The organism is Chitinophaga eiseniae (genome assembly GCF_900167135.1).
Classification (GTDB): Bacteria; Bacteroidota; Bacteroidia; order Chitinophagales; family Chitinophagaceae; genus Chitinophaga; species Chitinophaga eiseniae.
In genome coordinates, this window is the sequence record NZ_FUWZ01000006.1 from 239,177 (window position 1) to 264,869 (window position 25,693).

At 51.9% G+C, this 25,693-nt stretch carries 21 protein-coding genes; 5 read left to right on the forward strand and 16 right to left on the reverse strand.

What is annotated here, in order from left to right:
* Positions 1-52: 52 nt before the first annotated feature.
* Complete coding sequence (locus tag B5D63_RS29985; RefSeq protein ID WP_235021661.1) at positions 53-625, reverse strand: Crp/Fnr family transcriptional regulator; 573 nt, start codon at positions 623-625, stop codon at positions 53-55.
* 69 nt (positions 626-694) lie between these two features.
* Positions 695-1,378 carry an NAD-dependent epimerase/dehydratase family protein gene (locus tag B5D63_RS29990; RefSeq protein WP_078672570.1) on the reverse strand — a complete coding sequence of 228 codons (684 nt, stop codon included), beginning with the start codon at positions 1,376-1,378 and terminating at the stop codon, positions 695-697.
* Between the two features lie 130 nt (positions 1,379-1,508).
* Between B5D63_RS29990 and B5D63_RS29995 the strand changes: the two genes are divergently transcribed.
* Positions 1,509-2,162: a hypothetical protein gene (locus tag B5D63_RS29995; RefSeq protein WP_078672571.1), complete on the forward strand. Its 654-nt coding sequence runs from the start codon at positions 1,509-1,511 to the stop codon at positions 2,160-2,162.
* Here B5D63_RS29995 and B5D63_RS30000 read toward each other — a convergent pair.
* Complete coding sequence (locus B5D63_RS30000; RefSeq protein ID WP_078672572.1) at positions 2,157-3,569, reverse strand: aminotransferase-like domain-containing protein; 1,413 nt, start codon at positions 3,567-3,569, stop codon at positions 2,157-2,159. The genes B5D63_RS29995 and B5D63_RS30000 overlap by 6 nt on opposite strands.
* Before the next feature lie 93 nt (positions 3,570-3,662).
* Between B5D63_RS30000 and B5D63_RS30005 the strand changes: the two genes are divergently transcribed.
* Positions 3,663-4,130 (forward strand): GNAT family N-acetyltransferase, encoded by a 468-nt coding sequence (locus B5D63_RS30005; RefSeq protein ID WP_078672573.1) that lies wholly within the window; start codon positions 3,663-3,665, stop codon positions 4,128-4,130.
* 61 nt (positions 4,131-4,191) lie between these two features.
* Here the strand turns inward: B5D63_RS30005 and B5D63_RS30010 are convergent, their stop codons facing one another.
* The 5 genes from B5D63_RS30010 to B5D63_RS30030 all read right to left on the reverse strand — a co-directional run bounded on the left by B5D63_RS30010 (position 4,192) and on the right by B5D63_RS30030 (position 8,693).
* Positions 4,192-4,581 (reverse strand): DoxX family protein, encoded by a 390-nt coding sequence (locus tag B5D63_RS30010; RefSeq protein ID WP_078672574.1) that lies wholly within the window; start codon positions 4,579-4,581, stop codon positions 4,192-4,194.
* Between the two features lie 232 nt (positions 4,582-4,813).
* Complete coding sequence (locus B5D63_RS30015; protein ID WP_078672575.1) at positions 4,814-5,131, reverse strand: hypothetical protein; 318 nt, start codon at positions 5,129-5,131, stop codon at positions 4,814-4,816.
* 176 nt (positions 5,132-5,307) lie between these two features.
* Positions 5,308-6,579: an erythromycin esterase family protein gene (locus tag B5D63_RS30020; RefSeq protein WP_078672576.1), complete on the reverse strand. Its 1,272-nt coding sequence runs from the start codon at positions 6,577-6,579 to the stop codon at positions 5,308-5,310.
* Positions 6,580-6,667: 88 nt separating this feature from the next.
* Positions 6,668-7,201, reverse strand: a complete 534-nt coding sequence (locus tag B5D63_RS30025; protein ID WP_143313197.1) for an N-acetyltransferase — start codon at positions 7,199-7,201, stop codon at positions 6,668-6,670.
* An 82-nt stretch (positions 7,202-7,283) separates the two neighbouring features.
* Positions 7,284-8,693, reverse strand: coding sequence for an aminotransferase-like domain-containing protein (locus tag B5D63_RS30030; RefSeq protein WP_143313199.1), 1,410 nt, complete (start codon positions 8,691-8,693; stop codon positions 7,284-7,286).
* Positions 8,694-8,843: 150 nt separating this feature from the next.
* Here B5D63_RS30030 and B5D63_RS30035 point away from each other — a divergent pair, with 150 nt between their 5' ends.
* Positions 8,844-9,245 carry a VOC family protein gene (locus B5D63_RS30035; RefSeq protein ID WP_078672578.1) on the forward strand — a complete coding sequence of 134 codons (402 nt, stop codon included), beginning with the start codon at positions 8,844-8,846 and terminating at the stop codon, positions 9,243-9,245.
* A gap of 131 nt (positions 9,246-9,376) precedes the next feature.
* Here the strand turns inward: B5D63_RS30035 and B5D63_RS30040 are convergent, their stop codons facing one another.
* Positions 9,377-10,360, reverse strand: a complete 984-nt coding sequence (locus B5D63_RS30040) for a GlxA family transcriptional regulator (RefSeq protein WP_078672579.1) — start codon at positions 10,358-10,360, stop codon at positions 9,377-9,379.
* A 210-nt stretch (positions 10,361-10,570) separates the two neighbouring features.
* Here B5D63_RS30040 and B5D63_RS30045 point away from each other — a divergent pair, with 210 nt between their 5' ends.
* Entirely contained in the window at positions 10,571-11,551 is a 981-nt protein-coding gene (locus B5D63_RS30045; protein WP_078672580.1) for an ABC transporter ATP-binding protein, read from the forward strand.
* 243 nt (positions 11,552-11,794) lie between these two features.
* Positions 11,795-13,978 (forward strand): ATP-binding protein, encoded by a 2,184-nt coding sequence (locus B5D63_RS30050; protein WP_078672581.1) that lies wholly within the window; start codon positions 11,795-11,797, stop codon positions 13,976-13,978.
* 154 nt (positions 13,979-14,132) lie between these two features.
* Here B5D63_RS30050 and pafA read toward each other — a convergent pair whose 3' ends face one another.
* The 7 genes from pafA to B5D63_RS30085 all read right to left on the reverse strand — a co-directional run bounded on the left by pafA (position 14,133) and on the right by B5D63_RS30085 (position 25,513).
* Entirely contained in the window at positions 14,133-15,776 is a 1,644-nt protein-coding gene (gene pafA, locus B5D63_RS30055) for an alkaline phosphatase PafA (protein WP_078672582.1), read from the reverse strand.
* A 130-nt stretch (positions 15,777-15,906) separates the two neighbouring features.
* Entirely contained in the window at positions 15,907-17,484 is a 1,578-nt protein-coding gene (locus B5D63_RS30060; protein ID WP_200817125.1) for a RagB/SusD family nutrient uptake outer membrane protein, read from the reverse strand.
* A gap of 21 nt (positions 17,485-17,505) precedes the next feature.
* Positions 17,506-20,532 carry a SusC/RagA family TonB-linked outer membrane protein gene (locus B5D63_RS30065; protein WP_200817126.1) on the reverse strand — a complete coding sequence of 1,009 codons (3,027 nt, stop codon included), beginning with the start codon at positions 20,530-20,532 and terminating at the stop codon, positions 17,506-17,508.
* 69 nt (positions 20,533-20,601) lie between these two features.
* Positions 20,602-21,540 carry a glycerophosphodiester phosphodiesterase family protein gene (locus B5D63_RS30070; protein WP_200817127.1) on the reverse strand — a complete coding sequence of 313 codons (939 nt, stop codon included), beginning with the start codon at positions 21,538-21,540 and terminating at the stop codon, positions 20,602-20,604.
* Between the two features lie 83 nt (positions 21,541-21,623).
* On the reverse strand, positions 21,624-22,352 hold the full coding sequence (locus B5D63_RS30075; protein WP_078672584.1) for an MIP/aquaporin family protein: 729 nt from the start codon (positions 22,350-22,352) through the stop codon (positions 21,624-21,626).
* 39 nt (positions 22,353-22,391) lie between these two features.
* Entirely contained in the window at positions 22,392-23,885 is a 1,494-nt protein-coding gene (glpK, locus tag B5D63_RS30080) for a glycerol kinase GlpK (protein WP_078672585.1), read from the reverse strand.
* Between the two features lie 62 nt (positions 23,886-23,947).
* Positions 23,948-25,513 (reverse strand): glycerol-3-phosphate dehydrogenase/oxidase, encoded by a 1,566-nt coding sequence (locus B5D63_RS30085; protein WP_235021662.1) that lies wholly within the window; start codon positions 25,511-25,513, stop codon positions 23,948-23,950.
* Positions 25,514-25,693 lie beyond the last annotated feature (180 nt).

The window sequence follows — 25,693 nt, forward strand, 5'->3', positions numbered from 1 at the left end:
ATATATTTTTTTGAAGCAAAACTAGCGGTTCGTTCTTTTTACGTCCGTGATCTCAATCACAAAAATTGCGGGACTGGTCCAGCAGGAACAAACGCGCTCTGCTTAAGGCTTCGCGGCTGGTGTAGAGGTAACGGGCAATATTGGTCAGGGAAATTTTCTGGATAATGGCGGGGCGCCTTTCCAGCAGGAACCGATACCGTTGCAGCGGTGTTTTGAGGGACAGGATGTATTGATGTTCTGACTGTTGTTCCGTCATCTCCTGGAACAACTGCAGGTTCACATGCAGCAGGTTCATATGGAGATCGTACAGCGGTTGTAACTTTTTAATATTGATCCGTAAGATCACCGCATCTTCCATAGCGGTAATGCTCACGGCCGACGGCGCTTTTTTATTGTAACTCTCGCAGTTGGCGAGGAAGTCATCCGCAAAACCGAAACGGACTATTTTCTCGTTGCCTTCATCATCGAGGATAGAGAATTTGAACATGCCGGAGAGCACAAAAGCGGAATAGCGGGCAACTTTACCATAGCGCAGGAAAGATTCTCCTTTGCGGATATGTTTTACCGCGGCAATGCTGTCCAGCAGCAGCCATTCTTCCGGGGTTACCACCGGATACTTTTTCATCAGCCGCTGATATATAGGAGGAAGCTCATGAGTTGTCATGATCGCAAAATTAAAGGAAAATTGCTGGAATTATTCACCATCGCCCCTGGCCAGCCGGATGATGTCTTTTCCGTGGATGATCTGCCGTGGATAACCCTCCAGAGTAATACGTACCATGGCCCGCCCCAGTTCACGCAACGTACAGAAGTAATTAGGGCGGATCATGCGGCCCACAGGATACAGCCAGTTGATAAACCGGTAAAAAGTATGGGTGTTTTTTAATCCTTTGGTGGGCCTGATAAACCCCGGCCGGAAAACATACACTTTCCCGAATGGCAGTTTCATCAGATCGTTTTCGGTTTTACCTTTTACGCGGGCCCACGCACGCGGACCTTTTTCTGTGTTGTCTGTCCCCGCACCGGACACATAACAGAAGACCATATCGTTGTTCTGCTCGCTCAGCACGCCGGCCACCCGCAGGGTAAGGGTATAGGTAAGGTGATAATAGGCATCCTGGCTGACGCCCAGCGAAGACACGCCGAGGCAGAAATAACAGGCGTCGTAACCCCGTAGCTGCGCGGCAATGGGAGACATCTCCAGGAAATCGTGATGGATCAGTTCTGTCAGTTTGGGATGGCTGATACCGCAGGGTTTACGGCTGATGATCAGCACGCGCGCTACCTGCGGGTGATGCAGGCATTCATGAAGCACTCCTTCACCCACCATACCGCTGGCACCGGTAACAATCACTTTCAGTTGCCGGAGTTCGTTCATGGCGATGGTTTATACATGGTAAGTTAACTGCTTTTGACCAGTTGCCCAAATCAGCACCTAACCCGCACCCAATCAGGTTGTCCGGCGAAAAACATTTTTTTCTGTCCGTTTTTATCTCTTCTTTGCAGCCATGGAAAACAAAATCAGGTTTATTATAGAAAGACTGCTGGGCAGAAGTCTCCAACAGGAAGATGGGGTTCCGGCAGCGGAAATAGCAGCAGCGGAAGAAAAACTGGGTGTTCAGCTGGCGCCGGTATTAAAATCATTTTACCTGTGCGCCGGAATGGAAAAAACCGTGATGGATGTGTTCCAGCATTTTGCACCACCGGAAGACCTGTCGGTTGAGAATGATAAACTGGTTTTCCTGGAAGAAAACCAGGGCGTATGTGTATGGGGCCTGGCGTTAAATGAGACGGACAACGATCAGGCGGTGGTATATCAATGCCCTTACCCGGATGACCAATGGTACGCGGAAGATGACCGGCTGACTGCTTTTCTCGAAATGACACTGTACTACCAGTTTGCACAAGGCGGCTACGAGTGGGTAGGCGGCCTTTATCCAGGCATGGATGATGAAGACATCGCTGTTGTCCTGAAAGACGCAGAACAGTGGGAGATGGTCGTTAACCAACCAGGGAACCTGATCATTTACTGGCACCGGGATACGCTGGTATGGTACTTCCCCGATAAGGAAGGGCGTGTCAGTGAAACATTGTTTGCCAGCAGCCGCACAGAAGAAGCCTTTGAGGAGATGGAAGACCGTTACCAGTTCAAGGAACTATAAGTTACCCGCAATCCTGCCCAGCTGCTGCAGCTTCCGTTGCAGCTGTTCCGACCAGGGCAGGCCAAACGATAGCCGCAGACAGTTGTCAAACTGCGGTTGCAGGGTGAACATCCGCCCCGGCGCAATACTGATTTTTTGCCGGATGGCCTGTTCGTACAGCTCCACCGTATCAATGCCTTTACGCAGTTCCACCCAGAGCGAAAGCCCTCCCTGTGGCCGTGATATCCGCGTGCCTTCGGGGAAATGGGCCGCAATCGTATTCGTATAGTGGAGATAGTTAGTATAGAGCGTGTCTCTTAATTTACGCAGATGCAGATCATAACCACCACTTTCCAGGAACAGGGCGATAGCTTCCTGTGTCAACGTGGGATTGGCCAACATATGTACATATTTCAGCCGCAGCACCTGTTCCTTGTAACGGCCCGGCGCCACCCATCCCACACGGTATCCCGGCGCCAGCGTTTTGGAAACTGAACCGCACCATAATACGTTCCCTGTTTTATCGAAAGTCTTACAGGAAACCGGCCGGGAAGGACCAAAATATAAATCACTGTACAGGTCATCTTCTATCAGCGGAAGGTTGTGTCGCTCCAGCAGTTGTACCACTTCCTTTTTATGGTCATCCGGCATGCAGCAACCCAGCGGTGTGCTGAAATTGGGTACCAGCAGGCACAGGTTGATATTTTTCACGACTGCTTTCAATGCTTTCAGATCAACGCCCGTTTGCGGATGCGTAGGCAGTTCTACCACCCGTAAACCCAGGCTTTGCGCCAGTTGCAGGATACCGGAGAACAGCGGACTTTCCGTGGCGATGGTATCGCCGCTTTTGGTGAGCGCCTGTATACAGAGGCTGATCGCATTCAGGCCGCCATTGGTGGTGACGATGTCGTCGGCCGACAACTGGCCGCCCCACATAAAGCTCCGTTTGGCCAAAGTCTGACGCAGCCGCTCACTGCCTGCCAGCGGTTCATAGCCGATGCTGCTGTCCTTAAATTCCCGCGATGCTTTTAAGAGGCATTTGTTGAGTTTTGCTACCGGCAGCAGGTCGGCCGCGGGTACGCCGATGGAAAGCAATGTGATGCCTTTGCGTGCCGGTCCTCCGTATATTTTGCTGATGAGCTGGTCCGGTATGGAACGGCTGTCTTTTTCGGATGGTTGGCTGGCCGCAGGCAGAGGGAGCTGCCGGTAAGCCCCTTCGGTGACGAAATAACCGGATTGCGGCCTGGAAGTGATCAGCGCTTTGCTTTCCAGTTCAAGGTAAACACGTTTGGCCGTATTCATACTGATACCCTGCTCCAGGCAGATAGTACGGATGGATGGCAGCTTGTCTCCCGGTTTTAATACCCCGCTGCGGATCAACTGTGCGATGTTCTGCGCTATCTGGCTATATATAAAATCCTTTTTCATGGTCCCGGGTTTTAACTGTGTCCATCAAAAATACAAAAATTGTAACTGTGTCCGTGTGCCGATTTCCTCGATTTTTGTTGAAAATTTTTTCGGATGATCAATCAATTGGAGATTAAGACAGGTTTGGAGAACATGGACCTTACCGCCATCCACCAGTTCCTGCAGAACGATTCCTACTGGGCCAAAGGGATCTCTTTTGAATTAGTGAAAGCGTCTCTGGAAAATTCTTATTGTATGGGAGCATTTCTGGATGACAAACAAATAGGGTTTGCCCGTGTTATTACAGACTATAATACTTTTGGCTGGCTGGCGGATGTTTTTGTGTTACCGGCTTACCGTGGCAAAGGCATTTCCAAAAGTATGATGCGTTTCCTGATGGATCAGCAATGGGTAGGCAGGTTGCGCCGCCTGATGCTGAATACGCTGGACGCACACGAGTTGTACAGAAGTTATGGCTTTAGAGCCCCGAACAATGCGGCGTTGCTCATGGAGGTATACCGGCCGGACGTACATCTTAAATCCACACAGTTTTTTACCGGGGAAGAGTATACAGCGTCCTGAAAAAAAACGGGGAAACAGGCTATTGGCCAGCTTCCCCGGATATTACATTAGAAGTGTGTAATTAGTCTTTACGCAGTGGTATCAGGTAACGGACACTGTTGTCCTGAAGATACAGTCCTGCCCAGGTAAGAATACCGAAGAGCACAGGGAACCAGAAAGGTTCTCCCACGCGTAGCATGATAGCCACGGCGCCGCCCAGGTAAGCGGTGATCAATATTGCGCCCAGCACGGCGGTACGGGGAATAGCGTAAAGTATGGTGGCGATCAGCAACACAAAGCCGATGAATTGTACTTGTGAAGCAGGCCAGCCCAATGCCACGGAGCCTTCCATGGAATACTTGTTCTTTATCACTTTCATAACGGCATCGAACAGTGCGAAAAGGATCACCAGGATGCTGATGACTTTACCGGTGATGCGGACAGATTTGGTTGGAGCAGTTATTGTTGCCATGTGTGTAAATTTTTTAAGTTTAGGTTTTTAACAGATAGTTTTTGTCTGTGTCATCGCAACGCTTCCGGAAAACCTTGCGCTGATGGACTGATACAAAAGTAGTGTCAATTGTAATAACGAATGTTGTGTAAATCCGACATTCTAAGGGGGTGTTTGCGGCGAAGTATAAAAAAAAGTATACAGCAGCAGACAGGCTGTTGCTCACAAGACAAAAAAATAAAAGGGGAAACGTTTAACAGTGGCTCGCTGCGAGTACTGCGGCGATATGCTCTCCGGAGAAAGTGATTTCATCTCCCGGCTGTATGTCTTGTATATGCCGGGTGGGAGAGAGCAAAACACCTTTGAACTGGTGGGCTTCCACGGCCGTGACTCTGGCCATCAGCCGCTCGGCTTTGCGGCCCGACGTGCTGCTAAAACCATAAACAAAAAACAGACAAACCGTGTCTCCGTAAGTCAGACGGGACAGCTCTTCTGCGGCGGGTTTACTGAATACCCCTGGATTTTCTGCAAGAATGGCGGATACGTTCTCGAACTGTATGGACGTGGTCATATGGTTAAATTGATTATTGGTTGCTGCGACGCGGAATTATACTAAGATAACAATAATTTAGGGATTTTTTGATTTAGGGATTTTTTGATTTTAAAGCGACCTAAACTTCCTCAAAATCAAAAAATCCCTAAATCAAAAAATCCCTAAATCAAAAAATTTCTAAATTCATCGAATGATTACCGGTCCACCGGCGTGGAGGTATGTATATAAAACAGGCCATCAAAAACAGTCGGCCAGATACCCCTCTGTGGAATGAAGTCAAACAGGGTGCCTTGTTGCTTTTGCAGCAGCCAGCCTTTGGCGGTGCGGTAGTCGGTAAATGCCTGGGCATAGCCGGCGGCATCGAGCTGCCCTTCCACGCTGCCAGGCACTGCCTGCGGCACATTGGCCGTCTGGTTGTTCGTGAAGTCGGTATAAGTGCCTGCAGAACCGGAAAACCCAACTGCGTAAGCCGCTTTGCCAAAACGTTTACTTACCGTAACGCCCATGGGCACGTATGTCTGCAGGAAAGGCACGGGCTTGTCATTAGCGTCGTTCAGCTGACTGGTATTTTTAGCTATGTGAATGTTATGCGCCCACACAATAATTTTTTTACCAGGAAACACCTTCTCCGCCAGCCAGATCAGGTTGTCTGCCATTTGCCTGTCTCTCACACTCAGCTCATTGCCATTGACCAGCCCCCAATAACGCAGTGCCTGTGATGCTATACTTTCCGTGACCTTCAGCCAGAAACCGGGAGAGGCGGTAAAGTGGGCCGGCTTGTCAGGCTGTTTGGCCAACACGCTTTTCAGCTGATGCAGCACCCTGAAGAAAGTGGCCTGCTCGGCGGCGGTAGGCCGGTAAGCGTTAGACGCAAAGGTAGCTACTGATACGCGATGGAACAGCTCCCAGCTGCTGTCGGGCAGGGAAAGATGTTTTTGCCGGAGGAACTGCCCGAAGTCGGTGAACAATTGTTTTTTGGCAAACTCTCCTGAATGCTGGCTCTCAAAACCGGTAACAACCAACGGGGTGGCGCTTTTTACATTGGCCTTTACATAGTCATGCAACGGCTGCATCTGTTTACCTGTAGCCCACATAAAAAACAGGCTGCCGATGATTTCTTTGGAATAGTCACCCCCTTTGATGGTATTGTCCCAGATTCGGGCGCAGTCATACAGGCCGCTTTCGAAAGCCAGTACTTCAAACCCCATCTTTTCATGAAGGAATTTGATGAGCCGTGTTTTGGCGAGAAACGTGGTTGCTTCTCCGTGTGTCTGTTCGCCGAGCATCACAATGCGGGAGCGGCCGATGGCGGTACGCAACGGCTCCAGGTCGGCATAGCGGTCATCCGACGGATCGATGGAGCGGATTTCTGCGGCGTTGGGAATATTGGGCGCCTGCGCGGTGGCTGCCTGGCTGTAGAGGGCAAAGGCCAGTAGTAATGGCCTGAAGGATTTACGTATAAGCATAGCTGTTAGTACGAAAATTGATGATACAGGGAAGTCGGTCTGCCCGTTGGAAAGTACTATTGGTTGGACCAACCTCCCGGTAATATAATCATTTTCGCCTGATCAGGTATATGCCCTGTAGCGGAAGATTATCCAGTGCGGCCTGCTGGCCGGTCGGTAGGAATTTGTTTTCTTCAAAGAAGGGGAGCAGCGGATTACCGGTGTATTCGTGCATCCACAAAGCGTCGTAGGATTGACTGATTTGCAGACACTTTTTTATCAGCGCTTCTTTACAACCGCTGTCGGCATACTGTTGCAATACACCGAAGCCTGCCAGCCGTTTTACTTTTTTATCGGTGAGATCGTCGGGCCGGCTACCGGCAGAAGTAATCAGCGCATAACCTGCCGGCTCACTACCGGCATACACCATTAGCCACTGGTTGGAGAAATTGTTGATGTCGGATGCCAGTTGTTGTGGCGTAAAGGTTACAAGATAAGCATCCAGCTGTTTGCCGGTCAACAAGTGCCCGTATTGCTCTTTGCCCAGCGTGGTGATCAGCGAGAACAGGGCCTGTATATTGGCTTCGTTCACCACCACAAAGCGGGTGGTGATAGTCTGTGTGGTTTCCATTGCTTTTGTCATTGTTAAGCTGTAAAGGTAGCCCCGCTGCTGATGAATGCTGCAGTACACATCCTGAAAAAAGAAACGGTACAGTTGTCGGTGGTTACAGCAATGCAGCCCCGGCTTTTTTGAGGGCCCGTTTTCTGGCAGTGGTATAGGTATCGGCAAAAACGAGGCGGAAACAATGACTGAACGAACCGGAGAAGGAAAAAACATTGCCGGGGGTGAACCGCACCCCGATCCGCTCACAGGCCTGGTAAAACGCGCCCATGTCTGTACGGAGAGGCAGTTGTATCCAGCAATTGTAACCGCCGGCCGGCCGTATCATGGAAGTACCTTCCGGAAAGGAGCTGCTGACAAGATGAAGGGTAAGCCAGGCGTTTTTAGCCAGTTGGGTACGGAATGAACGCAGGTGGCGGTCGTAGCTGTTGGTGCGTAGCAGCTGTGTCACCGTCTCCTGGAAAACAGGAGACACCGAACTGCCGAGGGCAAACCGGATCTGTTCCGCCCGGGAGAGATAACGGCCGGCCGACAACCATCCCAGCCGGATACCCGGCGCCAGCGTCTTGGCATAAGAGGAGTAGGTCATCACCAGGCCGCTGTCGTCCAGCGATTTCAGCGGAGAAGGGCGTGCGCCGCTGAAATGCAGGTCACCGTAGATGTCATTTTCAATAACAGGGATATCGTATTGCTGTGCCAGCGCCACTAAAGCCTGCTGTTGCGGGAGCGGCATACTGCTGCCTGTGGGATTGTGGAAATGCGGTGTTAACACAATGGCGCGTACTTTTGTACGGACCGCTACTTTGCGAAGTACGTCCACATCAAACCCGTCGCGGGTGACGGGAATCTCCACCACCCGTAGCCGCAGCACGGCCAGCACTTCCAGCACGGAGAACACGCACGGGCTTTCCACCGCCACTATATCACCCGGCACACATACCGTCGATAACGCAATGTATAACGACTGTAACGCACCATCGGTAATCAACAACTCCTCTTCCCGGAACCGGGCGCCATAACCCGCGGCCCGTTGTATGATTTGTTGTTTCAACACTGGTGAACCACTGGCCGGGTAGTAGCGCAACAAACCGGCCCCCTCTGCACGCACCACCTGTTGCAGGGTACGCAGCAGTAGTTTCTGGGGTATCATCAGATCGCCGGGCGCTGCCACATTAAAAGCAGATAACGTATGGCGGTTGCCGGGCTGGGCGGTGGTATGTGTCAGTCCCTGCTGAAAAACGGCATCTCTCACCACCGGCTGCCGGCTTATTTTTTCCGCTTTCGCCACCGCCGGCTGCCGGCTCACGAAATAGCCTGAGCGCGGCAGGCTCTCTACCAGTCCGCGCATCAGCAGGTCTTCATAACCACGCTGAATAGTGCTTATGCTGGCGCCGTATTTTTCTTTCAGGGCCCGCACGGAAGGCAGTTTGTAGCCTGGCTGCCAGAGGCCCTCCCGGATATTTTTTTCAATGTCACGGGTAAATATTTCGTGGCGGTATGTTTTGATGCCCAAATCTGTACTGTTTATTTTTCATAAATATACGATCTGTACCGAAATGTGTCACACGGTCGTATTTTACCACCTATATTGTCGTTTTTACACGCTGTATGAATAGGAAATTCGGTATAAGTTTGCATCAACATCAAACAAAAAAATCAAACTATGGCTACAGCTATTTTTGTCAACCTGCCGGTGAAGGACCTTCAGAAAAGCATTCAGTTTTTTACGCAACTGGGATATACTTTTAATGCCCGGTTCACCGACGATAAAGCGGGATGCATGGTGATCTCCGATACCATCTATGTGATGCTGCTCACTGAACCTTTCTTCAAAACCTTTACCAACAACGGTATCGCAGATACCAGCAAACATACCGAATGTATCAATTGCCTTTCTGCCAGCAGCAGGGAAGAGGTAGACAGTATTGTGGCCAAAGCGGTAGCTGCCGGCGCTACCACGCCCAAGCCACCGCAGGACCACGGTATTATGTATGGCCATAGCTTCCTGGACCTCGACGGGCACCACTGGGAGTACATGTTCATGGAGCCTGACTCGCAGAATTAAGCAGGCAGGAAGAAGAACGTCGTTATCGCAGTTCACAGCCTGTGACAACGACGCTGTTCTTCCGATGTTATAAAACAGCAACGCCTCCCTTATACAGGAAGGCGTTGCTGTTTTTATGAAGGTCGGTCATGTTATGACTCGACTTCTATTTCTTTATTGTACCGGTTCCTGTATTGCACCGGCGACATGCCGGTGATTTTCTTGAACGTGATCCGGAATGCTTTGGGGTCGGTATAGCCTACATTGTACATTACCTCATTCACATTCTCGCGGGAAGACTCGAGGCTCTTTTTGGCAGCCTCTATTTTTACCCGTTGGATATACTCGACCACCGTATTGGAAGTAGCTTTCTTGAACCGCCGCTCCAGGTTCCTGCGGCCGAGGGTGAACATGCCGGCCAATTGGTCGACGGTGATTTTTTCGGTGAAATTCTTTTCGATGAATTCCTGTGCCCTGCGGATTGGTTCGTCTTCGTGGTCTTTCTGGCCGCGGAACACCATAAAGGGCGACTGGCTGTCCCGCTGTATATCTATCTGGAATGCTTTGGAGCAGAAGACAGCGATTTGACGGTCGCAATATTTTTCAATCAGGTAAAGAATGAGATTGAGGTAGGAAAAAGCGCCGCCGCTGGAATAGATCCCATGTTCGTCGGTGAGTATTTTATCTTCTACCAGGTCCACCTGCGGATACATTTTCCGGAACTCGTTGGCTGCCATCCAGTGGGTGGCGCATTTGCGCCCGTTCACAAGACCGGTGGCGGCCAGCAGGAAAGCGCCTACACAGAGACTGCCCACTTCCGCGCCGGCTTTGTACTGTTGCACGATCCAGGGGAGAAACTCCCGGTTCTGTTCAACGATTTTAGGCATATCGCCGTCTACCGCCGGAATGATGATAAGGTCGGTTTTGGGGACCTCCTTAATGGTAGCGTCCGCGTAGACGGTATACATCCCCCCGCAAGCGGGCACTTCTTGGGTCAGCCCTACCAGCTGCACCTTAAACATTGGGGCGTCGCCATTGTTTTTCAACATCTTGTTTACTTCCGTAAACACCTGACGAGGTCCTTCAATACTGCCTAGTACGGCTCCTCTGGGAACCAGGATAGATATGTGCTTCATAAAGTAAAGGTAAACGGGGTATTTGTCGGGATCAACCCCTCCGTTTGGCGTAAATACACCCCCTGCAGATGATGTATTAACTATTTTCTTTACGTGGGTGTAATTCACTGCCAGCGGGGGACAGGTTGGGAATATAGCCCTGCCGGGGTTGCCTTTTGGCCATTTTCTGCTATCTTTGCCCGCCTCCGGCTAACACTATAAACAGGAATTATGAGTTTTTTAACGGTCTCCAATATCAGCAAAAACCAACTGGGCGTACCAGTTGTGAAGGACATCAGCTTCACGGTGGAAAAATTTCAAAAAGTGGCCATTGCCGGGGAAACCGGTTCGGGTAAAAGCACGCTGCTGAAAATCGTCGGCGGTTTTGCGCAACCCGACGCCGGTAAGGTGTCTTTTGAGGAGGTAAGGGTAGAAGGGCCGCTGGAAGTGCTGATCCCGGGACAGCCCGGCATCGCCTACCTGTCACAGCACTTTGAACTGCGCAACAATTATCGTGTGGAGGAGATCCTTTCCTACAACAATAAACTCACCGAAGAATCGGCCACCGAGCTGTATGAATTGTGCCAGATCTCCCATCTGCTGAAAAGAAAAACGGACCAGTTGTCCGGTGGGGAAAAACAACGGATCGCGCTGGCGCGGCTACTGGTCACCGCACCCCGCCTGCTGCTGCTGGACGAGCCTTATTCCAACCTGGACCTTATCCATAAAAATAAACTGAAGGAAGTCATCCATGATATTTCGGAGAACCTTGATATCACTTGTATGCTGATTTCCCACGACCCGTTGGACATCCTTTCCTGGGCCGATGAGGTGCTGATCATGAAAGACGGCGAAGTTGTCCAGAAAGGCACGCCGCAGCAGGTGTACGGTCAGCCGGTCAACGAATATGTGGCGGGTTTAATGGGCGCCTATAATCTTTTCAGCCCTGCCAAAGCGAAGAAACTGGCCGGTCTGCCGGGAGTAGAGGCCAGCAGTAAAAACCTTTTCCTGCGCCCGGAGAGCCTGCTGTTGTCTGAAAACGAAACGCCCGTGAAAGGAAAAGTGAAACACGTCCATTTCTACGGCAGTTTTTACGAGACGGCGGTCAGCCTCGCAAAAGATACTGTGGTGGTGAGAACAGCCAAATCACAGGTGAAAAAAGGCGATACCGTGTTTCTCTCCACCCATCCCGATGAAGTCTGGTATTTTTGATCCTCATAAAACGAACCCGGGAGCCTTCGGCTGTTAAATCTGGCGGCCCCGGCTGTTAATTCCCTTTTTTTCTTTAACTTCCCATCCCAAAGCAGCTGAAAGCGCTGACTATGTCCTTCATCGTTTTTAAATAACCATATTTTTAATCGTATCGTTTTAATCGTATCAGTAACCATTTGTACGTAAAGACCTCTTTTTACCGTACCCCTGTTTGTTTATTCACACAACCAACTATACGTTAACATGCGTCGATCACTTACCGTTTTCTTCTTTGTTTTAGCCCTGGCTGCCTTTTCTATTGGCGTGCTGTTCATTTTTGGATATGATGTCCACCAGCGCAGTGCAGGAAAACTGCTGGCTTCCGCAGATACCCTGTCCCGCGACCATCCCGGTATACGCATCATGGACAACGCGCTGCTGACGCTCAGTCGCGCGGAGAATAATTTCCGCATGTTTACCATTACCTATAAACGCAACTACTTACAGCAGTTCTCTGTGCAGTTAGGGGAAGTGTTGTCTTCGGTGGACGTTGTGGCTGGCATGCTCGCTAAAAGCCCTGATAATCAACAGTTCGAAGGGCTGGTCAACAAAAAGACGGAGGTCTCCGAACGGATCGCCCAGATGAAAAAAGCGACCGACTCCATGTTGTCTACCTCCCTTACCGATGATCGCATCGATAAACTACTGAGTAGTATTCCCACCTACAAAGTCACCCAGATCAAGAAAGACGAGGTGACCATGGATACCGTTAGCAACGTGCAGGCAGCGCCGGAGAAAAAGAAAGGCTTTTTTAAGCGCCTGGGTAACGCTTTTTCCAACAAAAACAAAGGCGACACCGTAAAAGCCCAGATGGCCGTGCTGGTGAAAACCAAAAGCGGGAAAGTGATCGACAAGGAAACCTACGACGCCCAGCGGATGAAGGATATCATTACGGACGTCAACGGATACTATAAAAAGGTACTGCGTACGCAGTTATCCAACCGCATGAAGATAGATGCGGACGAACAGTCGCTGGCCGGCACCAACATTTCCATGCTGGGGGAACTGGATACGCTGATCGTGGCACTGAGGGAGAATGCTGCCATCGCATTGGCGCAGCAGAAACAACAGGCCAAAACTACCGTATATGCAGATACCAGTACCATGCGCAACATTGCGGTATGGGGATTCATTTCACTGGTGCTGGCCATCGTCATGGCGTTAGGTACGTATTGGCTGCTACACAAAAAGGAAGTGCAGCTGAAGGCCAGTGAAACGGCTGCACGGGAACAGGCCAGGGTACGCACGGAATTCCTGGCCAATATGAGCCACGAGATACGGACACCGCTCAATGCGGTGGTAGGCTTCAGTGAACAACTGGCATATTCCAATCTCTCTTCCGGTCAGCGGGACCTGCTGCGTTCTGTTGAAACATCGGCGGATATGCTGATGCAGGTGGTCAACGACGTACTGGACTTCTCCAAACTGGAAAAAGAATATATTTCTATCCTGCACGAACCCTTCTCCCTGTACGATACTTTTGAAGATGTAATCAATACTACCCGTATCCTGGCTGTTCAGAAGAACCTGGAGTTTAAGGCCGATTTTGACGGGGAACATCGTGAAGTGAACGGAGATGCTTTCCGCCTTAAACAGATCCTGCTCAACCTGATCAGTAACGCCGTCAAATACACGCCCAGCGGCAGTGTAACGGTAACGGGCATACTGGAAATACAATCGGATAAGCAGGGGTTGTTTACCTTCCGGGTAAAAGATACGGGAGAAGGCATCAGCAAGGAAGCACAGGCCAACCTGTTTGAACGTTTTTACCAGGCGGTCCCCGCCCGGGTGACCGTCAAAGGCACTGGTCTGGGGCTGGCCATCACCAAAAAACTGGTAGAGATGCATGGTGGCAATATCTCCTTTACAAGCGAGCCCGGACAGGGTACTGAATTCATCTGTCAGATACCCTATGAACTGGCCAGCGGAGAAGCGCATACAACGATAACCGTGGCGGAAACAGAACAACCGGTGGGCGCGTTTATGGAAGGCCGTTATATCCTGGTGGCAGAAGACCAGGAGATGAACCTCTTACTGATGAAGATGATGCTTACCCGCTGGAAATGCCGTTTTGATATGGCGCGTGACGGAGAAACGGCGCTGCGGCTGCTGGAGCAGCATCGTTACGACCTGGTGCTGCTGGACCTGCATATGCCTAAATTCAGCGGGCTGGAGGTGGTGGAACGTATCAGGAAAGATGCGGACCCGCAGAAAGCAGGCGTAGTGGTGCTGGCGCTCACAGCAGATATCACGGAGCAGGACGTACGCGATTTCAGGCGGGCAGGCTTTAATGACTGGCTGATGAAGCCTTTCAAGGAAATGGATATTTACCGGGTGATCCGCAAAAACCTGCGGCTGGGAGAAAAGGTGGTGCCGGAACAAAATTAATCAAGGTTGGGGACTTCATCCCTTTGTCCGGGGGAGGTTGCTAATCGATGAATGATACCCATGTGTAAAAACAAATATCCCGTGTTGGGCCGGTGGAAAACGATGATACGTTTTTCCACCGACAACAACACGGGATACAAATATCTTCAGCGGATTATTTTCCTTTTATAACGCTTTCGATCGGGCGGCCTACGCAGCCATTCGGCATTTGCACATGCAGCATGGCAGCGAGGGTAGCGGCGATGTCTGTCATGTGGGTGATTTCATTGGTGGCGCCGTGTTGCACATGCCATCCCATGAATACGAGCGGGATGTGGATGTCGTACAGGTTCCAGTTGCCGTGGGTAGTACCTTTTTCGAAGCCCTGGTACCATCCTGGTTCGGGGATGATCATCACGGAGCCGGTACGTTTAGGATTGTAGCCGTTGGCGATCATGCTTTTGATGGGTTGCGGTATCGGGCTGTTACCGAGATTATCGATATCGGCGGCGAACTGGATGCCGGGCTGGCGTTGAAGGAACTTAACGGTTTCTTTTTTGATGGCGTCATAGTCCAGTTTATTGGCTTCTATTTTGGCCACGTCGTAGTTCACATGGTAGTTCATGCCGGAGCGTACGAGGCCTTTTACGCCGAACCGTGCAGCCAGCAGGCTGTCGAGGCTGGCCATCATGGGCTTGTCTTTTACGAAGCCGGCAGGTACGTTGTATTCGTTCATAAAGCCTACAGAGTGGGCGGCGCCATGGTCTGCGGTAAGGAATACGAGGTAGTTGCCTTTGCCTACTTTTTTATCGAGGTAGCTGAAGAAGCCTGCGAGGTCCTTATCGAGGCGGAGATAAGTATCTTCCACTTCGATGGAGTTAGGACCATATTTGTGACCTACATAGTCCGTAGAGGCGCAGTTGATAGTGAGGAAGTCGGTTGCTTCCCCGTTGCCCAGGTTGTAGCCTTCTACGGCTGCTGTGGCAAATTCCAGGGTGAGGGTATTGCCGGAAGGCGTGGAGCGCAGGCTGCCCGGATCTTTTTTGTAGATCTCTTTCATGTTATGCGGGAACACAGGCGTTTTTTCGCCGCCGAAGGTGCCTTCCCAGGATACGTTGTCAGCGGTGCTTTGCGCGTAGCTGCTGATCGGATACAGCGGTTCCCATGGTTTGGACATCAGCTGCTCCGGCAGTTTCCTGGCGTTGAAACGTTTTACCCATTCCGGAAGGTCTTTCATGTAGTAGGTGCTGGTGATAAAGCTGCCATTGGCGTCATCGAGCCAGAAGGCGCCGTTGGGCGTATGGCCGGCGGGCAGGATGGAGGCGCGGTCTTTCAGGGACACGCCTACTACTTTAGAGCGGAAGTTGGTGGCGAAACGCAGCTCATCCGTGATCGTGGATGCCAGCAGGTTGCGCGGCGACATCCGTCCGGCTTTGGAAGTGCTGCCGACTGCCTGGGCCACGGTATCTTCGGTGCAATACCATTTTCTGCCTGTCAGCTGATCGGTCCAGTCATTGCCGGTGATGCCGTGGATGGCGGGCACCGACCCGGTATATACGGTGCTGTGTCCTACAGCGGTAAAGGACGGTAGATGACTGATGGTCGTGTTCTCACAGGAGAAACCTTCATTCAGCATTCTTCGGAGGCCGCCGGATTCGTAACGGTCGGCATAACGGTACAGGTAATCCCAGCGCATCTGGTCAACCACAATGCCCACTACTAGTTTGGGTCTTTCCGGAGCTTGAGCCATTGCCGACGGTGCCTGCCCTAAGGCGAAGGCGCCCACCATCAGCAGGGCGGAGAGTTTTAGTCTGGTCATTTTTTTAGATTTCTATATAGCTGTAAATACTTAGCGGTCCTGGTCCCTCCGGCCAGAACCGCTAAGTTTATTCCGTTTCAGCAATAATGCTGCTTTTTTTTGTATGAACGGACAAATAGCTGGATGAATACTAATAACCCGGATTCTGTTCCAGATTAGGATTGAGGTCCTTCTCTGTCTGCGGGATAGGCCACCAGTAGTCGCGTTTAGGATTGAATGTCCGTTTTTCCAGCACATTGCCGGCGAAGTCGTAGATCTCTGTGTTCAGCTCTGTCTCGGCAGTCTTCCAGCGACGGATATCGCTGTAATACAAACCTTCGCCTGCGAACTCCACGCGTCTTTCGTGGCGTATTTCTTTGCGCATGTCTTCCTTGGAGAGGCCGGGCGCAAAATGCGGCATCCCTATACGGTCGCGGATCTGGTTGAGCGCTGCGTATACAGTCGCATCCGGGCCAGCGGCTTCATTCTGGGCTTCTGCGTACATCATCAGGACGTCTGCATAACGCAGCACGATGAAGTTGATTTCAGACTGACCGCCTTTCAGGTCTTTTTCTGCCTGTGCAGGCGCCAGCGTATCGTACACACTGAATTTTTTCACACCGTAACCGGTGATGGCAAAGCGGCTGGAATCCACAAATTTTCCCTGGAAGGTATCGGTAGGAAATGTAATGGTGCCTTGTAAGCGGGGATCACGGTTCAGATAAGGCTTCGTGGCATCATAGCCTGAAGCCGGATCGGTGACAGGCAATCCGTTTTTCATATAGTAGGCCTGCGCAAGGCCCAGCAAAGGTGCGTTGGAGTTGTACTGCGCGCAGATCAGGTCGAAAGAGTTACCCTGGTTGGGGAACATGTACTGCACGTCAAATATAACTTCCTTGTTATTTTCATTTGTTTTGAGGAACAGGTTACGGTAGTTGGAAAACAATCCGTAGCCGGTGCCGCCCTGGTCCATTACTGCTTTGGCAGCGGCAGCAGCGGCGGCCCATTTCGCAGCATTGTTGCCGGGGTTCAGCAGCGGGCTGGCTTCATACAGCAGCACTCTCGCTTTCAGCGCCATGGCTGCACCTTTGGTAGCCCTGCCTCTGTCGGAAGCACCGTAGGTCAGCGGCAACGCTGCTGCTGCATCGTCCAGGTCTTTGATCACCTGGGCCACTACTTCCTCACGTTTGTTGCGCGGCAGTTTGCTCTGGGTGTTCATATCCGGCGGGTCGAGGATCAGGGGCACGCCGCCGTAGTAATTTTGTATCATGAAATAGTAAAGACCGCGTAAGAAGAGCGCCTGTCCTTTCATGATTTTCTTCTGTTTTTCATCCATGCCCGGCACTTCGTCCACTTTTTTCAGGAACGTATTGCAACGGCCAATACCTCCGTAGCAGTCGGCATAGCGGGAGCTGATAATACCGCCGCTGCTGGGCATCTGCTGACCGGAAGCGATGGAGTTGTACGCCATCCCGTTGGTTTTGTAATAGGCATTGGGAGACATGGTTTCCTCCCAGAGGGCGGTGGCGTTGTTGGAACCCTTACCACCGTAAATGCCGTCATTACGCAATATGGAATAACAACCGGTCAATGCAGCATTGGCCGCTTCCGGCGTTCTCCAGAAAGTTTCCTCTGTGTATTTATCGTGCGGTTCTGTGTCCAGCAGGCTTTTGTTGCAGGCGGATGCCATTAGCCCCATGGCTACGATCGCGATATGTATTTTGTTCATTTGGATCATGATTGAATAAGATTAAAAAGTGACGTTCAGGCCGCCGTTAAAAGTCTTCAGCATCGGATAACGATACAGGTTGCTTTGGTCCAGGACAGCTTCCGGATCGAAGTCTTTGTAACGGGAGAACGTCAGCAGGTTTTCGCCATTCAAAAACACATTCACTTTGCTGATTTTAACTTTCGACAACCATCTGTCGGGCAGGGAATAACCCAGCTGCAGGTTGCGCATTCTTACATAGGAGTTGTTACGCAGCCAGTAGTCGGAACCGCGGAAGTTGTCCACGCCGGCGGTGCCGGTGGTGACAATCGGAAGGCGCGCATTGGTGTTGGTAGGTGTCCAGGCATCGGTCAGCCATTCCTTGGTGGCGTTGGCGCCATTTACGAAAGGCAGGGCCAGGTTACCCTGTGGATAAGCTTTTACGCCGGCGATACCCTGGAAAGCTGCATTCAGGGTGATGCCTTTGTAACCGAGATTAAACCCGAAACCAAATGTCCATTTCGGTACGGAAGAGGAAGCATCCAGTATCACGCGGTCGTCGCCGTTAATGATACCGTCGCCGTTGATATCTTTGTACTTGATGTAACCGGCTTTGGTCTTGCCGCTCTGGTAAGCGCTTTTGCTCACTTCTTCGTCAGACTGGAAAATACCGTCTGACAATAATACGTAGTAAGCGTCTATCGGATGACCTGCCTGTGTAATGGTATTACCGCTGATGATTCTTTCTCCTCTCAGGTCTACTACTTCGTTTTTATTGTAGGAAGCATTGCCGTACACATTATAGTCGAAGTTGCCGATGTTGTTTTTGTATTGGAGTACCAGCTCTATACCGGTATTGTCTACCCGGCCTATGTTCCTTTTAGGGCCGGCGAGGTTACCTACCTGGGAAGGAATGGCTACCTGCCGGAGGATACCGTCGGTGATTTTTTTGTAGACGTCAACGGTAACGGCCAAACGACTTTTGAACAGGTTCATGTCCACACCGGCGTTATAAGTGGTGGTAACTTCCCATTTGATATCGGGATCGACAGCGGCTGTTATAGCAGCGCCGGAGCCAAGTGCGGGGCTGGTACCGCCGAAGCTGTAATCTTCACCCATGCTTACAGAAGGAGTGTAGCTGTACAATGCAACCGCCTGTGTGCCCAGCTGGCCTGCGGAGGCGCGGAGTTTCAGTACGTCGATCAGGCTGGACTCAAAGAAGGATTCTTTATCAATGCGCCATCCGGCAGAAGCGGAAGGATAAAAGCCCCAGCGTTTTCCGGGAGCAAAGCGGGAAGAACCGTCATAACGGAAAGCTGCTTCAAACAGGTATTTGCCGTCATAATCATAATTAGCACGGCCAAAGTAAGACTCCAGTACGTCGCGGGTGGGAGTGCCGGAGGTGGCGTTCCAGTATACACCGGCGTTCAGTGCGTCCAGGGTGCCGTCCAGGTAACCGTACATGCTGGCCTCAAAAAAGTCTTTGTCAAAGTTGTCGTAGCTGGCGCCCAGCATTACGCTGAGGTTATGTTTGGCTGCAAAGGTTTTTTTCCAGTCCAGTGTATTATAGAAGTGGATGTTCATGTCATTGTAATCCGTCTTGTACGAACGCGGAGCTGTATTTGGATTGTTCCAGTTGATAGGGGCGTTGGTTTTAGGATCAAATGTCTGCATCCGGGGAGTGAACTGGGTCAGCAGACCATCATATTTGTCTACACCAAATTTGATATTGTAGTTGATATCAAAAGGAAGTTTGTACTCTGCGAAAACGGTCGCGAGAAAACGTTGCACCACTTTGGTTTTCAGGCCGTTGTAAGCCAGCATGCGCGGGTTTTCCCAGTTGTTGCGGCCGGAAGTTCTCATCCAGGAGTTGCCATAGCGGCCGTCTGCCAGGGTATCGGTCAGGATCGGCAGGGCACGGGCCAGGTACTCCCAGGTAGAGGCGTAGAAAGGCTGTGTATAGTTACGATAGTATCCGTCGAGGGTCATACCGGCTTTCAGTTTTTGAGTCACCTGCATGGAGGCGTTAAGGCCAACGGAGTATTTCTTTTCATGGTTGCCGGGGCCGAAGAGGATACCCTCCCTGTCCAGGTAACCCAATGACAGACGATATTGGTATTTATCGGTGCTACCTGCCACGCTCAGGTCATGTTTCTGGATAGTCCCGTTTTTCAGGGCGATCTTATACCAGTTATTGGAAGGGTAGGTGATCGGATCGGTCAGCATGCCCTTTTCGTATTCTGCGATCTGTGCATCGGAATAATCCACTTTAGTGGTGCCTTCATTCCGGTTGGCCTGGTTCTTCAGCTTCATATACGCAATCGGATCGTCGATGATGTCCGGCAGGTAAGTCGCTTTCTGCATACCGCGATAATAGCTGTAGTTGATTTTAGACGCGCCTTTCCCTTTTTTGGTGGTCACGAGAATAACGCCGCTGGCTGCACGGGAGCCATAGATGGCTGCGGCAGCGTCTTTCAGTACGGTGATGGACTCGATGTCGTTTGGGTTCAGTTCGTCCATGGAATACTCGATGCCGTCTACCAGTACCAGCGGATCGTTGTTGCTCAGCGTACCGACGCCGCGGATGCGGATGGTGCTGCGGTCTACGCCGGGCTGGCTGCTGCCGAGGTTGGTGAACACACCGGGGACGCCCTGCAACGCGTTACTGGCGTTGGTCAGTGGACGGCCTTCCTGCTGTGCCATCGACACGGTAGTAATGGCGCCGGTCAGCGTGGCTTTTTTCTGAGTACCATACCCTACCACCACTACGTCGTTGAGTTTTTGCACGTCTTCTTCGAGGGTGATGCTCAGCGGGTTGGCATTGGTTACCTTGATCTCTTTGGTGAGATAGCCAATGAAAGAAATTTTTAACGTAGAACCTGTAGGGGCACTCAGTTTGAATTGTCCATCCGCGCCGGTGCTGGCGCCTTTGCTGGTGCCAGCCACCTGGATGCTGACCCCGGGTAATGGCGTGCCGCCGGTCCCGGTAATTTTACCGGTGATGTTTACATCCTGCGCATACAGCGATGTGAAAGAGGTAAGGATGATTCCGAGGCATAGCATAAGCATTCCAGCCGGATGTAATGCCCGGAATCGTGTTCGCAAATTCATAGCTTGTGTTGTTTTTTTTGGTTGATATTATTTGATCGCTTGTTCCAGCCTGTTGGGATAATCTGTAATGATACCGTCTACGCCCATGGCTTTTAATTGTTTCATTTCCTTTGGTTCCTGTACTGTCCAGGGTACAATCAGCATATTTTTATCGTGACATTTTTTGATCAGCTCCGGTGTTACCAGCTGATAGTGCGGATTGTAGAAGGTAGGTGTAAAGCCTATCTGTTGCATGTTCTGTTCGAAGGTGACGTTCTTGTCGCCGGTCAGGAAGCCGAGCCTGATGTGCGGGTGTGTTTTGTGCAGCACCTGCAGCGGGCGCATGTCAAACGACTGTATCAGCAGGCGGTGGCCCAGCGGCTTCAGTTGTTTTACGGCCATCATGATCTTCATGTATTCTTCCGGGGATGGTTGTTCGGTGCCATCTGTTTTTTCGGAAGATTTCACTTCCAGCAGGTAATATGCCGGCGGGAGGTTGTGTTTTTTCGTATAGTGCTCTACGGAGTCGATCATTTCCCCCAGCAGCGGTGCATAGGAGCGGAGCCTTTCCTGTTCGGGGAAAGCAGCGTACGGTTTTTCCCCGATGATAAAACGACGGATATCGGCGTAGTTCATCTGGTAAAAGGTGTACTTGCTGCGTTCTGCGGCAGGAATGTCTTTGCCGTCCGGCATGGTGGTGTAGGACGGTGTGAAAGAGGCGTCGTGATACACGACCACCTGTCCGTCTTTGGTGATATGCACATCAAACTCGATAGTATTGGAGCCGGTCTCCAGGCCTTTGTACATGGCCGGAATGGTGTTTTCCGGCATCAGTCCCCGTGTGCCGCGGTGCCCCACTTTAAAGAAAGAAGGCAGGTCCTTGTGCTGTGCAGCGGTAGTGGTCCTGGATGTTTTACAGGCTGTAAAAACAGTGGCGGCAGCTGCCATGGCGCAGGCCATCAGCCGGACATTCATTTGTTTTTTCATTGTTTGGTAAATTGTTACAGGTGTAAGCATTCTGTTCAAACGTGGGCTATATACGTATATCCCTTATGGTTACTAAAGTCTTTTTATTTCAGCATCAGGTATAACGCTGCAGCGAGTACGCTGCCTGCCAGCGGGCCGGCGACGGGTATCCAGGCGTAGCTCCAGTCGCTGTGCCCTTTACCGTTCATCGGCAGGATGGCGTGCATAATACGCGGGCCCAGGTCTCTGGCCGGGTTGATGGCGTAGCCGGTGGTGCCGCCAAGGGACAGACCGATGGCCCATACCAGGAACGCTACCGGCACAGCGCCGAGGGAGCCCAGTCCCACGGGTGTTTTGTCGGTGCCGATTTCAGCGCCGGTAAAGTAGAAGATGGTAAACAACAGGACGAACGTTCCGGTCACTTCACAGATAAAGTTGCGCAGCGGTTTACGGATAGCCGGCTCCGTGCAGAAGCAGGCGCGTTGCAGGCCGTTGTCGGGCGTGGCGTCCAGATGGTCTTTGTAGTTGTACCATACAAGGGAGGTGCCCAGCATGGCGCCTGCCAGCTGTGCGAGTGCAAACATGGGCACGTCTGCCCAGTTGAACTTGCCGGCAGCAGCCAGCGCTACGGATACAGCGGGATTGAGATGCGCGCCGCTGTAAGGGCCGGCTACTACCACGCCTACATATACGCCGAGCGCCCACCCGGTGGTTATAACGATCCATCCGCCACTGTTGCCCTTTGTTTTGTTCAGCACTACATTGGCGACTACGCCGTTGCCCAGCAGGAGCAGTAATGCGGTGCCTATAAATTCAGCTAAAATCGGAGACATAGAGATTGATGATTTTGTTGATGGCTGTTTGGTTGATAATTATTGCCGGGCCCAGTGCCTGGCGGCGTCGACGGCCTTATGCCAGCCACTGATCCATGTTTCGCGATGTTGTTGTTCCAGGTCGGGTGTGAATGTTTTCTCCATCTGCCACTGGCTGCGGATCTCTTCAAGGTCATGCCAGTAACCGGTGGCCAGTCCCGCGAGGTAGGCTGCGCCGAGCGCGGTAGTTTCGGTAATGCCCGGACGTACCACTTTGGCCTGCAGGATATCTGCCTGGAACTGCATGAGCAGGTTGTTGCCGGTGGCGCCGCCATCTACGCGTAACTCCTGGATGCTGATGCCGGCGTCGGCTTCCATGGCCTTAAGCACGTCCATCGTCTGGTAAGCGATGCTCTCCAGTGCTGCGCGGGCAATGTGGGAGGCGTTGGTGCCGCGGGTCATGCCTACAAGCGTGCCACGGGCGTGCTGGTCCCAGTAAGGAGCGCCCAGTCCGGCGAAGGCGGGTACAAGATATACGCCGTCGTTCTGTGCTGCTTTGGCTGCCAGCGCTTCTACTTCGGAAGAGGAACGGATGATGCCCAGGCCGTCACGCAGCCACTGTACGATCGCGCCGGCAATAAAAATGCTGCCTTCAAGGGCGTAGTGGGTCTGGCCATTGACTTTCCAGGCTACGGTGGTCAGCAGGTTGTTTTTGCTGAGGATGGGTTTGGGCCCGATGTTCATCAGCATAAAACAGCCGGTGCCATAGGTGTTTTTCACCATGCCCGGTGCTGTGCACATCTGCCCGAACAAGGCGGCGTGCTGGTCACCGGCAATGCCGGAAATAGGTATCTGTTCTGCGAAAACGCCGGGAGCAGTATGACCGCATACTTCGCTGGACTCTTTTACTTCCGGCAGCATAGAAGCAGGAATGTCCAGCAGGGCCAGCAGCGCTTCGTCCCACTGCTGCGTGTGGATGTTGAACAGCATGGTGCGGGAGGCATTGGTAATATCGGTGGCATGCACTGCGCCGTGGGTAAGGTTCCATACCAGCCATGCGTCTACCGTGCCGAAGGCGAGTTTACCTGCGGCGGCTCTTTCCCGGGCGCCGCTGACATTGTCCAGTATCCACTTTACTTTGGTGCCGGAAAAATAAGCGTCTATCACGAGACCTGTTTTGGAACGGATCAGTTCTTCTTTACCGCCGGCTTTCAGGCTGTCGCAGAAAGCGGCGGTGCGGCGGTCCTGCCATACGATGGCATTGTGCACCGGTTTGCCGGTCTCCCGGTCCCATACGATCGTCGTTTCCCGCTGGTTGGTGATACCGATGGCGGCAATATTACCGCCTTCAAGACCTACTTTGGCCATGGCTTCGGTGGCTACGCCGATCTGGCTGCTCCATATTTCCGCAGGGTCATGTTCTACCCATCCCGGCGCGGGAAACAACTGTGTGAATTCCTTTTGTGCCACGGAAATAATGGCCCCTGTTTTGTCAAAGATGATGGCTCTTGAGCTGGTGGTACCCTGATCCAGCGCCATTACGTATTTGGTCATGTCTTTCTTTTTCTGCGTGGATAATCTAATTCGCTATAGTTGATAGTGGAATAACGATGTTATTAAGCGCCTACAGGCAACTGTTCCCGTGTGCGGACGTTTTTCAGCAGGTAGTTCGCTGCTACTGCGTTGAACGCCTTCACCTGTTGTTGCTGCCATGCTTCGTCTTTGCCCAGTTCAGCAGCCATCAGTGCGGCTACTTCCGGCGCCATGTCAATGGCGGCCTGTGCATCGAGGAAGAGCGCTCTCGTTCTTCTGGCAAGGGTGTCTTCTACCGTGCGTGCCATCTCTTGTCTTACCGCCCAGATCACCTGTGCTTTAATATAAGGCAGCCGTGGGTGCAGTGTTTTGGCCAGCTCCGGCTGCATGGAGGCGAGGGCCTGTACGGGCGCGGCGTCGCTGCCGTAAACGTCCAGCGGTGTCTGCGCCATCGGTTGCTTCTGGTAACCGTGGATACGTAGGCCTTTGGTGTTGCATTTGGCCGGGGTGATGGTACCCTGGCGGATCGCTTCGTCCACGGTGTCTTCCGCCATTTTACGGAAGGTGGTCCATTTACCGCCTGTGATGGTGATCAGACCGGAAGGAGCGACCATAATTTTATGGCTGCGGGATATTTCCTTGGTGCTGCCGGTTTCTTTCTGTGGCGCTGCCAGCGGCCGCAGCCCGGCAAATACGCTGAGTACGTCGGCACGTGTAGGCGTGCGCGTGAGATATTGTGCAGCGGTGGCGAGGATAAAATCAATTTCCTGTTCCAGCGCTACCGGCTCCATGCTATGTGCTTCCAGCGGCGTGTCGGTGGTGCCCAGCAACACTTTGTTGTGCCAGGGCACGGCAAACAGTACGCGGCCGTCGGATGTTTTCGGGATCATGATGGCGCTGCTGCTCTGCAGGAATGAGGCGTCGAGCACGAGATGCACACCCTGACTGGGGCGTACCATCGGCCGCGCGCCGGGATTGTCCAGCTGCAGGATCTCGTCCACGAATACGCCGGTGGCGTTGATTACCGTGCGGGCAGCCAGGCGGAAAGATTCGCCGCTTTCCAGGTCAGTGGCGGTGACGCCGCTGACTTTACCATTTTCTTTCAGCAGTCCGTCCACTTTGCAGTAGTTGAGCAGCACGGCGCCGTTTTCGGCGGCTGTCTGTGCAATGTTGACTGCCAGGCGGGCGTCATCAAACTGGCCGTCATGATAAACAATACCGCCTTTAAGGCCTGCCGCCTGTATGTTGGGCAGACGGTGGGTGACTTCATTTTTGCTGATATGTTTGGACTTGCCCAGGCTTAAGCGGCCGGAGAGCAGGTCGTATATCTTCAGACCGATCGTATAAAAAGGGCCCTGCCACCAGGAGTAGTGCGGGATGATAAATTGCTGGTTGTGTGCCAGGTGAGGGGCGTTGTTCAGTAATAACCCTCTTTCATACAGGGCTTCCTTCACCAGCGCTACATCGCCCTGTGCGAGATACCTCACACCGCCGTGTACCAGTTTGGTGGCACGGCTGGAAGTGCCTTTGGCGAAGTCGGCTTGTTCCAGCAGCAGTGTCTTATACCCCCTGGTGGCGGCGTCCATCGCTATCCCCAGGCCAGTGGCGCCTCCTCCTATGATGATCATGTCCCAGGTACGGGCTGGCATGGATCGCAGACTTTTGATTGATTCCGGTCGATTCATATTATTATAGTGCTTCTTTTAATTACTTTCAAATTGTTATATTTGAGTGTAAAATAAAAGAAAATAAAACAATTCGAAACTAAAATAGAAAAATAAACGAGAAAGTGAAATATTTTTTGGATGAAAGGAAATTGACAGTGAGTA